At 44.9% G+C, this 14,400-nt stretch carries 11 protein-coding genes; 6 read left to right on the top strand and 5 right to left on the bottom strand.

The window, feature by feature from the left end:
- Positions 1 to 284 precede the first annotated feature (284 nt).
- The 3 genes from glgA to A3K86_RS19420 all read right to left on the bottom strand — a co-directional run bounded on the left by glgA (position 285) and on the right by A3K86_RS19420 (position 3,912).
- Entirely contained in the window at positions 285 to 1,796 is a 1,512-nt protein-coding gene (gene glgA / locus A3K86_RS19430; RefSeq protein WP_068335294.1) for a glycogen synthase GlgA, read from the bottom strand.
- Entirely contained in the window at positions 1,786 to 3,003 is a 1,218-nt protein-coding gene (glgC, locus tag A3K86_RS19425; protein ID WP_068335288.1) for a glucose-1-phosphate adenylyltransferase, read from the bottom strand. The genes glgA and glgC overlap by 11 nt, the downstream gene beginning before the upstream one ends.
- 627 nt (positions 3,004 to 3,630) lie before the next feature.
- Positions 3,631 to 3,912: a PepSY domain-containing protein gene (locus tag A3K86_RS19420; protein WP_084406690.1), complete on the bottom strand. Its 282-nt coding sequence runs from the start codon at positions 3,910 to 3,912 to the stop codon at positions 3,631 to 3,633.
- Positions 3,913 to 4,050: 138 nt separating this feature from the next.
- On the opposite strand from A3K86_RS19420, the gene A3K86_RS19415 reads away from it, so the two are divergent.
- A complete protein-coding gene (locus A3K86_RS19415; protein WP_068335284.1) occupies positions 4,051 to 5,199 on the top strand; it encodes an amidohydrolase in 1,149 nt (382 codons plus the stop codon).
- 149 nt (positions 5,200 to 5,348) lie between these two features.
- Here A3K86_RS19415 and A3K86_RS19410 read toward each other — a convergent pair whose 3' ends face one another.
- On the bottom strand, positions 5,349 to 7,067 hold the full coding sequence (locus tag A3K86_RS19410) for a phospho-sugar mutase (protein WP_068335281.1): 1,719 nt from the start codon (positions 7,065 to 7,067) through the stop codon (positions 5,349 to 5,351).
- A 493-nt stretch (positions 7,068 to 7,560) separates the two neighbouring features.
- Between A3K86_RS19410 and A3K86_RS19405 the strand changes: the two genes are divergently transcribed.
- Positions 7,561 to 8,196 carry an alternative oxidase gene (locus A3K86_RS19405; protein ID WP_068335279.1) on the top strand — a complete coding sequence of 212 codons (636 nt, stop codon included), beginning with the start codon at positions 7,561 to 7,563 and terminating at the stop codon, positions 8,194 to 8,196.
- 326 nt (positions 8,197 to 8,522) lie between these two features.
- Here A3K86_RS19405 and astB read toward each other — a convergent pair whose 3' ends face one another.
- Positions 8,523 to 9,860 carry an N-succinylarginine dihydrolase gene (gene astB, locus A3K86_RS19400; RefSeq protein WP_068335277.1) on the bottom strand — a complete coding sequence of 446 codons (1,338 nt, stop codon included), beginning with the start codon at positions 9,858 to 9,860 and terminating at the stop codon, positions 8,523 to 8,525.
- Positions 9,861 to 10,237: 377 nt separating this feature from the next.
- Here astB and A3K86_RS19395 point away from each other — a divergent pair, with 377 nt between their 5' ends.
- The 4 genes from A3K86_RS19395 (at position 10,238) to A3K86_RS19380 (ending at position 14,400) form a co-directional block, all read left to right on the top strand.
- A complete protein-coding gene (locus A3K86_RS19395; protein ID WP_068335275.1) occupies positions 10,238 to 11,632 on the top strand; it encodes an HlyD family type I secretion periplasmic adaptor subunit in 1,395 nt (464 codons plus the stop codon).
- 3 nt (positions 11,633 to 11,635) lie between these two features.
- Positions 11,636 to 12,964 (top strand): TolC family outer membrane protein, encoded by a 1,329-nt coding sequence (locus A3K86_RS19390; RefSeq protein WP_068335273.1) that lies wholly within the window; start codon positions 11,636 to 11,638, stop codon positions 12,962 to 12,964.
- Positions 12,965 to 12,978: 14 nt separating this feature from the next.
- Positions 12,979 to 13,587 carry an OmpA family protein gene (locus A3K86_RS19385; protein ID WP_068335270.1) on the top strand — a complete coding sequence of 203 codons (609 nt, stop codon included), beginning with the start codon at positions 12,979 to 12,981 and terminating at the stop codon, positions 13,585 to 13,587.
- A gap of 180 nt (positions 13,588 to 13,767) precedes the next feature.
- Positions 13,768 to 14,400, top strand: a complete 633-nt coding sequence (locus A3K86_RS19380; RefSeq protein WP_068337057.1) for a transglutaminase-like cysteine peptidase — start codon at positions 13,768 to 13,770, stop codon at positions 14,398 to 14,400.

Genomic DNA, 14,400 nt, shown 5'->3' with positions numbered 1-14,400 from the left:
TTAATGAGCTTAACCCTCACTCACACTCAATATGCGCCTCAATGACTGATTAGAGTTCGTATTAATCCGTTTTGGAAGTTAATTTGCGCTTTTATGAAAAAATTTATTTTACTTAGTAAAATAAATGTCAATTATGACACTTTTTTGCAATCGAATAAATGACAAAATAATTATCAGCCGTGCATATCAGTCACAACAAAATATATTTATTAATCTTATAAATTTAACCACCACATATAAAAAAGCCCTCGCAATGACGAGGGCTGTGTTCGTTGATATTGAAATTAATCCGTTATTGATTCAGAACTTAAATCATTCTGAACAGAATTTAATTCATCACACAAATACATTTCTAAATAGCGCTCTGCAGACTCTTGCCATAAGAACTTACACGCCATCGCATTTTGCTGTAGGCGTTTAAACTCTTGCGGTTGCTGGCAATAAAGCAACAAACTGCGCTGCAAACAGATCAATAATGCTTCAGGCGTTGGCGCTTCAAACATAAAGCCGGTTGCAACTTGTGGTGTCTGATCATAATCAATCACAGTGTCTTTCAAGCCACCCACTGCGCGGACAATAGGCAGTGTACCGTAAGCTAAGCTATACATCTGATTAAGACCACAAGGCTCAAATTCAGACGGCATCAAGAAGAAGTCAGAACCTGCTTCTACCTTGTGTGCCAAGGCATTATCGTATGCTTCAACAAACGCCAGTTTTTCAGGATTTGCCGCCACTAACTCGTGTAATTGAGCTGCCAAACGCGGATCGCCAGTACCCACAATAGCCACTTGCACATCGTGTACAAGAAACTGCTGCAAAATTGGCAACAAGTAATGAATACCCTTTTGCTCTGTTAGGCGACAGACCATGCCATAGACTGGTACATCTTTTTCAGGCAAGTTCACCTGTTTTTGCAAATCACGCTTACACGCTTTTTTGCCTCGGTTTAAACTGACCTTATTCGCTTTATAATGCTGTTTAATATTCGGATCGGTTTCAGGGTTCCAATCGTTATAATCACAACCATTAATAATGCCAAATAAATCGCTAGCGCGTTGATTAAAATCGAAATCCATCCCATGCGCACCCAGTGGAGTTAATAACTCGCTCGCATAGTTAGGGCTTACCGCATTAATTTTATCGGCAAACGCTACCCCAGCTTTCAACATACTAATATTTGCAGAGTCCATTTCTAGCTGCATATATCTATGTTGAATTAACTCAGGGATTAATCGGAACTGATCGTAATTATACACACCTTTAAATACCGCATTATGAACCGTTAACACTGATTTTGTATTAGCGAAAAACGAATTATTTGCATAACGCGTGCGTAATAAGAAAGGGACTAAACCTGTATGCCAATCATTACAATGAATTAAGTCAGGTTGGAACTCGACTTTCTCACATAAATCTAATGATGCCGCACTAAAGAAGGCAAAGCGCTCACCATTATCTTCGTATGCCTCATTACTTTCAGCGTACAGTTCAGCACGATCATAATATTGCGGTGCATTAATGGCATAGACTGGCACGTCGCCACTTTGAAGTGGCATCACCTGATATGGCACAGTCACTGACTGCGCCGGCACTGCCAATTCCGTATCGAGTTGTGGCTCAACATTTTCGCGTTCAGCCAGCACTCGGTAATACGGCATAGCAATACGCACATCGTGCCCCATCGCCTTTAATGCCGCTGGAAGAGACTTAGCCACATCGGCTAGCCCCCCAGTTTTTACTAAACCTTCAACCTCAGAAGAGACAAATAAAATCTTTAACGATTTTTTAGTAGCCAATTTTTGCTCCTTTAGGGATAACGACGATTCCTTCGTCTGAAACGTGATACTTCTTGCGATCTTCTTCTAGGTTCTCACCAATGATTGTTCCTGGGGCAATCATCACGTTCTTGTCGATAATTGCACGGCGAATCGAACAATTTGCGCCAATCTTCACATCACCCAAAATAACCGATTCTGAAACAGTACTGCAGCAATCAACGTTGGTACGGAAGCCAAGTACTGACTTATGAATGCGCGCACCACGAATATAGCTACCTGCAGAAATCATACAGTTATTGATATCTACCTTGCACTCTTCGCTATCCAGCACTGTTGCTGGTGGTAGTGGCGGGTAGTAAGTATGTAGCTGCCATTGACGGTTATATAGCGAGAATGGTGCATCTTCAGATAGAAGATCCATATGCGCCTGCCAGTACGATTCAATCGTACCTACATCACGCCAGTAACCATTATTTTTCTCACCAGGGATGACGTTAGAGTTGAAGTCGTAAACGAACACTTTTCCTTGAGGAACTAGCTTAGGAATAATGTCTTTACCAAAGTCATGGCTTGAATTTTCATCTTCGGCATCTTGCTCCAGCTCAGAACACAATACGTCAGTCTGAAAAATGTAGTTACCCATAGAAACCAGCGCATGTTCAGGATCACCAGGGATAGACTTTGGATTTGCTGGTTTTTCTTCAAAACCAACCATACGACCGTCTGCATCGACTTCAATCACACCGAATGCACTTGCTTCGCTCAGCGGCATACGGATTGCGGATACAGTAAGTTGTGCTTCTTTTTCCTTGTGGTAGGTCAGCATTTGCTTCACATCCATTTTATAGATGTGATCACTACCAAAAATACACACTTGATCAGGCTCTGCTAATTCGATGAATCGAATGTTTTGATAAATGGCGTCAGCTGTACCGTCATACCAGCGCTTACCCATACGCATCTGAGCAGGGATCGGATCGATAAAACGATCAGTGATACCAGTGATGTTCCAGCCTTTTTTCATGTGGACATAAAGCGACTGAGATTTAAATTGAGTAAGAACATAGATTTTCATTAAGTCTGCATTGACAAAATTGTTCAATGCGAAATCAATCAGTCGGTAACTGCCACCAAATGGCACTGCTGGCTTTGTACGTGAATCCGTTAACGGACGAAGACGAGATCCTTCTCCGCCTGCCAAAATCATTCCTAAAACGCCTGCCATGGTGTACCTCCGTGTTTAATATTAAGCAATCGTTGTCATATATATCACAGTCTGCAGGGTATTGAGAATATCCTTGCACTGAATATTGATGAATATTTCCAAAAACAACGAGACGATCAAATAAAAGAATATAGTATCAACAGCACATTTACTTTATAAAAACATCAATAAAGCCTGCAATACCAACATAAAACACTGGTGAAGCTGCAATAAAAAGATATTAAACCCAGCTAATTAAGACATCCGTGAACTACAGGTCTGTAATAAATTTAGAAAAAACAGCAACCAGATGTTTGCTACTTTCTTATGCTACCAGGTTAAATGCAACAAGAAAGTGACAAGAAAATGCCAATTTTATTACGTTTATTGAAATAGAGAGGCTACAAAGCTTGAAGTTAAGCTCAAAATAGCAGCGAAGTGCTTGCGAGAAGAACGCAAGCATGATTTCGCCGCTAAAATTGCTATTTATTGTTAATTTACAACACAATAGCAACCTAATTTAGTAGAAAGAATGTAGCGTGAAAGGAATAACTCGGCTTTTTTTGAAGCGATAATTAGTATAAGGAATACAAAGCGCGTGCTCTTCTTCAAAAGCACACGTTATGTAACTGAAACAGAGGGAAAGGGTTAGTCATGCTCTATAGTGAGGATTTGTCCTGAAAACAAATCTAGTTCGACCTCAACTTTATTGCCTAATTTATTGCGAGCTTCCACCTCAATCTCATTTTCATCATGTTCAATTTTGATTTTACGAAAATCGTAATAACCCTGATTTTGTAATAGGCGCATCGCTTTTTGCACCGTTAAGGCATCTTTAGGCATAGTACTTACCGGATCAGCAAGCACCGAGCCAGAGACCATAAAACCGAATACAGCCAAACCAATGAGGCGGTGTTTTACAACATTCATACAGCTTCCCCAAAAATTGGATTCAAACATCATAATAAGGTTAAACCTTTGAGATGTATTGTTATTTCGAATTTGATCACACAATCAAAGCTCATAGCTGAGTACAGTGTGGTGATTAAGATTAATCAATGAGTTGTTATGTCTACATCGTCTACGCAGTCTTTTGACCCGATCCGTTTCCGTCACCATCTTCATCGTTATCCTGAGCTTTCCCTACATGAACACAAAACGGCATCAGAGATCATCGATCAATTACTCAAATTCGGTTATTCACCCCACACTAATATAGGTGGCTACGGCATCGTCGTTGACATCAATAGTGGGAATCCGGGCAAAGAAACCTTGCTACGAGCAGATTTTGACGCGTTACCTATCACAGAACAAGCGCAGCACGATCACGCTTCACGCCATCACGGCTGTATGCACGCTTGTGGACATGACGGTCATACTGCGAGCCTACTGAGTGTGGCAGCCCATTTGAGTGAACACCCTCCGCAAACAGGACGCGTGATCCTACTATTCCAACCCGCTGAAGAAATCGGGATGGGTGCACAAAATATGCTGGCAGATCCGCGCTTACAACACTTCAATCCAGACGCAGTCTTTGCGTACCACAATCTACCGGGCTATCCACTTGGTACAGTGGTGGTGAAAGACGGTCCTTTCGCCTGCGCATCGACTGGCGTTAGCATTCAATTACAGGGCAAAACCTCACACGCAGCCAAACCAGAAAACGGCCGCAGCCCTGCCAAAGCGGTAAGTGAAATCATGAACTACCTCACCACCTTGCCAGATAGCATTGAGGACGCATTCTGCTTGGTGACTTTGGTACATGTGAAAGTGGGTAACCCCGGCTTTGGTACTTCACCGGGTAAAGCCGATGTGATGGCAACGATTCGTAGCGATAGCGACCAAGCATTACACACAATGCAACAACAACTTCAAGACTTCGTCCAAGCACAAGCGCAGCAACAAGGGCTCACAGCGACCATTGAATGGGTGGAACCTTTCGCTGCAACGCTCAACGATAGCAAGTGTACACAAGAAGTGATTTCTGCAGCAGAAGCGCTGGACTACCCTGTCGTGATCCCAACTGCACCTATGCGGTGGTCTGAAGATGTGGGTGAATTTCTGCAACGTTGGCAAGGCACCTTATTTTGCTTAGGCAGTGGCGAGCAACACCCTGAACTGCATAACCCTGACTTTGATTTTCCCGATCCGTTACTCGATATAGCAGCCAAGTTGTTCTTACAATTGCTTCATACCCGTCACAACGTTGCGCTGTAAAGACTTAGATAGATGAATATATAGCGATACAGTTAATACCTTCGCTAGAATTAATACCCATGCGCAAAGTCACGCTATTCATCTCCGCCAAACAAAATCCGCCCTGCTTAATACAGAGCGGATTTAATAGTTAATTCACACGTTAATGATTAGAGCGAAGCCTGATGCGCATCGATCAAAGCCGTCATTTGCGCTTCAGCACGCTGTTTGGCTTCTTCATAACTCTCATCTTCCAACATCTGCTCCACCACTTCGTAGTAGCATTTCACTTTTGGCTCAGTACCAGATGGACGCACCACCACACGGACACCATTCGCTAAGTGATAAATCAACACGTCACTCGCTGGCAAATCAATTGTTTCGGCAGGTTTATTCGCAAGCTCGCCACTGAAGCTGCGCTCTAAGCTTTGCAAATCATCAGTTTGGACGATATCAACACCCGCAATACGTGACGGTGGCGAAGCACGTAAGATACTGCCAATGGCTGGCGAATCAGGTTGCAATGCGATGCTACGCTGGGCATTCAAATAGAAACCGTGCTGGCGGTAAATCGCTTCAAGTTGAGACCAAATGTTCTGCCCTTTCGCCGCTAATTCGGCAGTCATTTGGGCAAAAGCGACCAATGCAGTCAGCCCATCTTTATCCCAAACCTTATTACCAACGGTGTAACCAAGCGCTTCTTCGTAAGCAAATAAGAATTGGCTATCTTGCGTTTGCTTTTCCATTGCAACATTGGTTAACCATTTGAACCCCGTCAGGGTTTGGTAGAACTTAGCGTTATGCGCAAGAGCAATCTTTTCAAGTAAGCTCGACGACACAATCGTCGTACCAACTAGATTTTCATTGGTGCCTTGAGCAACATTCAGTAAGTAATTACCAAATAAAATGCCCACTTGGTCGCCTGTTAACATGCGATATTCGCCGTGAATATCACGCACCGCAACGGCAAAGCGATCGGCATCTGGGTCATTAGCGCACGCCAACAACGCATTATGCTTTTTCGCTTCAGCAATCACTAAATCCATAGCCCCAGCTTCTTCAGGGTTCGGGAAATTAACCGTTGGGAAAGTACCGTCAGGCTCACGCTGTGCGGCAACACTGTGAACTTGTGTAAAACCAACACGTTTTAGCATGCTCTCTGCCATCTCAGCACCTACGCCATGCATCGCCGTATAAGCCAATGCTACAGCCTCTGGTTGAGTATTGTTTTGGAGTAACGGGTTGGCGAATTGTGCATCCAGATACGCTTGGTAATAGTCATCACCTAGCCATGCTAACAAGCCTTGATGTTCCGCTTGCTCAAGCGTCATCAAGTTCAGAGGTTGTTGGGCGGCTTTATCAATTTCAGCAGCAATACCTGAGTCATGCGGGGCAATAATTTGTGCGCCGTTTTCCCAATACACTTTAAAACCATTGTACTCTGGCGGGTTATGGCTCGCAGTCACGACAATACCGGCAGCTGCGCCCAATTGCTTCACCCCAAAAGCAACCAACGGAGTTGGCGCAACTTTGTGAGTAAGGAACACTTTGATGCCTAACGCGGTAAGAGCCGAAGCGGCATCTTGTGCAAACTGCTTCGAGTCCAAACGCCCATCGTAACCAATCACCACCCCACGATGATCGGCTTCTTCAATTTGTGATAACAGATAGTGACCAAGCCCAGTAGCGGTTTCTTGAATCACTAAACGGTTCATGCGGTTAGGTCCTGCTCCCACCACGCCACGAAGACCTGCCGTACCAAAAGCTAAGCGCTGAGAAAAACGATCAGCTAAGGCTGCGTCATCGCCCGCATCCAGTAATGTTTGTAGTTCTTGTTGAGTTTTTGGATCTGGGTCGCGTGCGATCCATTGGGAAATAGTTTCATTCATGGTCTGATTCCTGCCGCGTATGTTTCAGGAAGAAATTACAGCAAATGATAGTCATTCTCACCTACTATCCACTAGCACAATAAAAAACTGTGCACGGTATCGATTACGGCTATCACAATTTCCACCGAGCTTAGACTAATTAACACAAGTATTATTGAGAGAAGTATATACCTTGCGATTCCACGCAACTGGTTTTCTGATAGTTTTCATTTCATAACGTACAAAGCATCACATCTACTTTGACTCCCCTTCCGTTACGCGGCTTTAACGACGGCTACAACCAAGTGCGCACAAAGACGTAAACATCAACCCAATGCCCTAGATGTATGCTAAGTGTCAGATAAAAGCAGGAAAAAGCTAACGAAGTTTCAACTCGTATTTCGCTCACGAAAGGGCTTGCGCACCAATTTTAAACATGTATTATTGATGCAACTTAAACGTGCATCGCGAATGCAACTTTTATCGCGATAGCAAAAATATAAGAGTAAAGCTCATGTCAGACTTTCAACACACACACAAAGAAGCCAGCAAAATTTCCGAGCGGGTTGCTTATCGCATCACGCAATTTCTTAAATTCATGCTCAATATCTTTTACGGCAGTAAGTACGCTAAACGTGCTGTCATTTTAGAAACTATTGCCGCGGTTCCTGGCATGGTGGCAGGTATGTTTAATCACCTTAAAGCACTTCGCCGTATGCGCGACGATGAAGGTTGGATTCGAGAACTACTCGAAGAAGCAGAAAATGAACGTATGCACCTGATGATCTTCCTTGATATTGCGAAGCCAAGTTGGATTGAACGTGCTTTGGTATTGCTTGGCCAAGGTGCTTTTCTGGTGGTTTACAGCATTATTTATCTCTTGTCGTCCAAGATTGCTCACCGCATCGTCGGCTATTTTGAGGAAGAAGCTTGTAAAAGCTATACCGAGTACCTCAGCAAAATCGACAATGGTGAGGTTGAAAATGTGGAAGCACCTCAAATTGCGATTGATTACTACCAACTTGCAGCCGATGCCAAATTACGCGATGTAATTTTACGTATTCGCGAAGATGAAGCGCATCACAGAGACAGAAATCACGGCTTTGCTGATGCCTACGAAAGCGCAGTACTTCCTGCCCATCAGCAATAAGACAACAACCCTGCTATTGGGCTATAAATAGCTATAACCGGATCTACGACGGGTAGAAAAACAACAAGATCGTAATTCATCACAATACGACTCAAAAACCACACACATAGTGGGCAACGCTTCACGGTACTGGCTGATAAAAGCCTAAGAGGGGATACTGTGAGGCAAACACATTGGCAGCTGACAGCCAATATCTGTCTGTAATTTTTCCTTTGGTTATAGACGTTACAGGGAGGTGGGGGATCATGCTAAGTCCCGCCTCCCTTTTTATTTTCTTACTTCCACTTTTATCATTTAAATCGCATTCAAACTTGCTTTAAACGCGATTACACCTGTTGGAATGGATACACTGAGCCTAACTGCAAAATCTGAGTTAATTCATCAAGCGCTGTGCGCGATTCAATCAACAATTGAGGGTCCGCCAAATCAACCTCACGCAGCTCATCGCGATAGTGGAAGTCTACCCAAGTATTAAGTCGCTCAAATAGCTCATCATTCATCAAGGTAGCAGGATTCACCGCCGCTCTTTCTTGCTCATTGAGCACCACACGCAAACGTAAACAAGCGGGGCCACCGCCATTTGCCATGCTCTGCTTCAAATCAAACACTTTAACGCTGTCGATCCCAACTTTCTGCGCCAACATAGATTGTACGTACTGCCACACCGCCTCATTCTGGCGGCACTCATCAGGCAAAATCAGTACAGTTTCACCCGATGGCAAGTTCAATAACTGGGAGTTGAACAGGTAACTCGATACTGCATCATCAATGGATACCGAGTCTGTCGGCACTTCAATGATCTTAAAGCCCTGCCCCATTTTCTCTCGCAACGATTGATACACTTGTTCTTGCGCTAAGAAAGCTTGCTGATGGCAGAACAACACATCACGGTTACCTACCGCAATCACATCGTTATGGAACACCCCTTGGTCGATTACCGCAGGGTTTTGTTGAGCCAGCACAACATGATCTTCGCGTAGCTGGTGCAATCTTGCTACAGCTTCGCAGGCTTCATAAGTATGACGAGCAGGGAAAAGCGAAGGAGCGGGTTGGCTGGCATCAAAGGCATGGCGCCCATAAACAAAGAACTCGACCCCTAGCTCACCGTACTCATGACAAAAACGAGTGTGATTCGCCGCCCCTTCATCACCAAAGTGCTCAACACTTGGCAATGCGGGATGATGAGTGAAATAACGACTATCGGCAAAAGTGGCTTGTAAGATCCGTCCTGTGGTTTCGTGCTCGATTGAACGATGGAATTTATTGGTCAGATTCGCTGGGGTGAAATGCACTTTTCCGTCAGCGGTATCAGCAGATGGAGAAACTGTCGCCGCATTCGCCGTCCACATACTAGAGGCTGAGCAACAGGCTGCTAGTACTTTTGGGGCTTGCTTAGCCGCTTTTGCAATCACCTCACTATCACTGCCCGAAAAACCCAAGCGGCGAAGAGTGAAAATATCGGGTCTTTCTTGTGGCGCAAGCACTCCCTGCACTAGCCCTAAATCAGCGAGTGCTTTCATTTTCGCTAACCCTTGTTTAGCAGCTTGCTTAGGATTAGAAGGAGCAGCTTCATTTTTTGCCGACGCCACATTACCAAACGACAGACCACTGTAGTTATGGGTTGGACCTACCAAACCATCAAAATTCGCTTCATACGCTTTCATAAACATTCCATGTTGATTAGCCACCAAGGAAACATAACAAAGTATTTACATTTTTATCAAGTATCGAATAAAGCGCTAGCCTACTCTGCATCAATAGATAGTAATTCTAAGCATTCACATAGCTATGCATGATTTCCAACCGTATCTATTTTGTTTCTATATCATTTATTTAAGCTTAGTTCCCACCAAATCTCGCTTTCTTTTCCTAAAAAAGACTTAAGGATCAGCCGCTCCACCCCATACCAATAAAAAGCAAAGAAAATACAAATTACGTATTTTTCTGCGCCTTCATTTTCAAAAAGTTCATTCCTAGATTAATACTTATATAAATAACCAGCCTTTGAACCTTGCTGTTTTTCAGGAAGATATGACAACAAATGGTGAAAAACGCGAAACCGATCAGTGATCAGCAGCTCGATTTTGTCGATGACAAAAGTGCCGCTTTGCTGTTAAACACCCCATCCAGTGCCCGCCGTATGCTGTGGGTGATTGTGCTGTTTTTCATTATTGCGCTGGTATGGGCCTCCCAAGCCAAACTCGATCAAGTCACCGTGGGCAATGGCAAAGTCATCGCTTCCTCTCAGCTACAAGTGGTACAGAACTTGGAAGGTGGGATTGTTGAAACGCTACTGGTGAAGGAAGGTGATCAGGTCGAGCAAGGTCAGCAATTGTTGATCATCGACGACACCCAATTTCAATCAGACTTTAACGAACAAAGCCAATCTCTCAATGGCTTGCAAGCCGACAGTATTCGTCTTAATGCCCTACTCGCTAGCATCAATATCAATCGTCAACGTGCGCAGAGTAATTGGCGACAATCAATCGCAATCCAACCACAAACACTCAACTTCCCTGAGGCGCTCAAACAAGCGCATCCAGAGTTAGTGCGTCGTCAACAAAATGAATTTAGCGATCAAATTTCTCAGCTAGAAAGCCAACTTGCCGTTATTGAACAACAGATCAGTCAGAAAACTCGTGAGCGCACTGAAACCCAATCCCGCGTTAACAGCTTGCGTAGTAGTTACGGCATCGCCAGCAAAGAGTTGGCAATTACGAAGCCACTCGCCGATGAAGGCGTGGTACCGAAAATTGAACTACTCAAATTACAACGCCAACTCAACGATACGCGACGTGAACTCAAATCCGCTGAGTTGCAATTGCCCATCATTAAAGCTGCAATCCAAGAAGCGATCCTAAAACGGATCGACACCGCCCAGCTTTTTCGCTCCAACTTGCAAAGCGAACTTAACGACATTAGCGATCAGCTTGCCAGCCTATCGGCATCGCAAATTGGATTACAAGACCGCGTTAACCGCACCATCATAGTCTCGCCAGTAACAGGCATAGTCCAGACTCTGCATACCAACACAGTCGGCGGGGTGATCCAGCCGGGAATGGACGTCATCACTATCGTTCCCACCGAAGACAACCTCTTGATTGAAGCGCAAATCGCACCCAAAGATATCGCGTTTCTAAGACCAAATCTTCGCGCAATGATCAAGTTCAGCGCCTATGATTTTACTATCTACGGTGGTTTAGAAGGGGAGCTAGAGACCATCAGTGCCGATACGATCACCAACGATAAAGGCGACAGTTTTTACCAAGTTCGGATCCGTACCGCACAAAATTACCTCTTAAGCTCAAGTGGCGAAAAGCTCCCTATTATTCCGGGAATGACTGCGTCCACCGACATTATTACAGGGAAGCGAACCGTGCTGGATTATCTCCTTAAGCCGATCATTTCAGCACAGCAAAATGCGCTAAGAGAGTAAATAATGAAAAGAAATGCTACTGCCTCCACGTTATCAACCCTCAGGTTATCCTTGCTAAGCTGCGCACTGTTAGCCACTCCTGCGGTTATGGGGCAATCGTTAGAACAAGCCATCGCGCAAACCTTGGCAAGCAACCCTGATATTCGTAATGCCTATCATGAGTTTATGATTCGTAACGAACAAATCCGCTCCGCCAAAGGTGATTACCTCCCCGATCTCAACCTAGATGCAGGCGTTGGCTACGAAGATTACAACAACGAACGTGGTAGCAAAGGCAGTTTCAACCCTCGTGAAGTCCGCCTGAGTGTGCAGCAACTGATTTGGGATGGTGCCATCACTTACAATGATATCACCCGCAACAAGTCTGAAACCGAAGCCCAACGCTTTCAACTCTTAGCCGACGCACAAGACAAAGCCTTACGGGCAACCCAAGCCTACCTTGATGTATTAGAGGCTCAGGAAGTCTTAGCTTTATCAGAAACCAACTTTACTGTTCATCAACGTATTTATGGTGACATCAAAAAACGGGCAGATTCGGGTATCGGCTCTACCGCTGATTTGGCGCAGGTCGAAGGACGCTTAGCCCGCTCTAATACCAACTTACTCTCGGCACAAAGTAACCTTAACGATCAAGTTACCGAGTTTGTTCGCATCGTCGGGCAATACCCAACCGCATTAGAAAAGCCTGAGGTCGATATCAATTTCATTGCCACCTCGCTTGACGACGCAATGAAGAAAGCCAAAGAAAACAACCCTATCGTTCACGTTGCTAAAAACGATATCGATGCAGCGTACTCCCAATACGATCAAGCCAAAGGGACTTTCTACCCGACTTTCTATGTTGAAGCGTCGCAACAATGGGGAGAGGAATTAGACGGTGTTCCGGGTAGCAACGATGAATTCAAAGCCATGCTCAGAATGCGCTATAACCTCTACAACGGCGGTAGCGATCAAGCCAACAGTCGACGTGCCGCTTATCAAGTCAATCAATCGAAAGACATTCGTGACCGTGCGATGCGCCAGTTAGAAGAAGGGACACGTTTGGCTTGGAGCGCGATGGAATTAGCCAACGACCAAACCGAATTTTTGCAACGTCACGTTGATGCTTCAGCGCGAACCGTTATCGCCTACGAGAAACAATTTAAGATCAGCAAGCGTACCTTACTCGATGTGTTAAATACCGAGAATGAATTATTCGAAGCGCGTAAAGCTTACCTTGAAGCGCACTATAACGGCATTTTAGCCAAGTACCGCTTACTCAATGCCACTGGACTTTTGTTATCAGAACTTAGGGTCGATGTTCCAGACCAATGGCTCACATCGGTGAAATAGATCGGAGGTTCAGGATGAACATACACTCGTTATTCACCTCACTACTATTCGTCTGGGTCATCGCCTTAACAGGCTGTGCCACCAGCGTTGACGATAACCCACCGATCGCCGACCAATCTCGCGACTTACGTGATGATGATGACGATGGCGTGATCAATGCTCGCGACAAATGCGCAGGGACACCGCACTCAGCCATTGTCGATAACGACGGCTGCCCAACGTATGTTGATAACCAAGAAGAAGGCAAAATTCACGTTTTGTTCGCCAATGACTCCAGCCAAATACCGCCCGAGTATCAGGCGCAAATCAATGAGATGAGCCAGTTTCTAAAAACACATCCCTCAACTTATCTTGAGCTCAAAGGTTATGCTAGCCCCGTAGGCAGCCATAAATACAACATAGCCCTATCACAACGCCGAGCTTTGGCAGTGAAAAACCAATTACTCTCAGCAGGGGTGCCTGAAAGTCGAATTAAAACCGTTGGTTTTGGTGATAACGAACCGATATCAGCCGACAGCACAGAACTCACTAATACCTTGAGCCGTCGCGTCGTTGCGCAAGTGAAAACCTCAACCAACAAAGTGGTCGAAGAATGGACCATATTCACTGTGCGACAGAATTAAACATGTCGACCATGCACTGCAATGCCTAGTTTTTTCAACCTTTTATGCTATTCGTTATTAATAGCGGTCGGCTTAATACCCATAAGGTGGATAGTGGCGAGTGCGTATGCCACAGAGCAAAATGCGCCAGAAAAAGTAACCAGTCATCAACACCAGTTAACACAAACCGACCAACAGCATATACACACTATTCGCCAATTTTACGGTGAACGAGCAGGCAAACGTGCCAAGGCATGGCGGCTGTTATTACAACAACTCAGCCACAAGTCGGCACATAACTCAGGCTCTATATCTGGACAACTCAACCAACAACAGCAAGAAAATGACAAGCTGAAATCCGTTAACCAATTTTTCAACCAACTTGAGTTTATCGACGATATTGTGCTGTGGGGAATACAAGATTACTGGGCGATACCGCAAGAATTCATCGGCGCAGGCGGTGGTGACTGTGAAGATTTCAGCATCGCCAAATATTATTCACTACTAGCGCTTGGGGTCGATGATAGCAAGCTGCGGTTAGTCTATGTGAAATCGATGAGCTTGAATCAGTTTCACATGGTGGTCGCCTACTATCCGCGACCGGAAGCAGTACCGTTACTGCTAGACAACATAGATGGTGAGATCAAACCTGCGACCAAGCGACCGGATTTGATCCCAATTTACAGCTTCAACGGTAGCAAGCTGTGGCTCATGAAACAAAAAGGGCAAGGACAACTTGCAGGTAATGCTTCTCGCCTTAGCGCATGGAACGAAGTACGCCAACGCACCGAGCAGCAAGACTTCCGCCGCCCTATCATCAACTTGGATGAGTAA

This window comes from Photobacterium jeanii (genome assembly GCF_001650345.1).
Classification (GTDB): Bacteria; Pseudomonadota; Gammaproteobacteria; order Enterobacterales; family Vibrionaceae; genus Photobacterium; species Photobacterium jeanii.
This window is presented reverse-complemented; position numbering and strand designations above follow the sequence as displayed.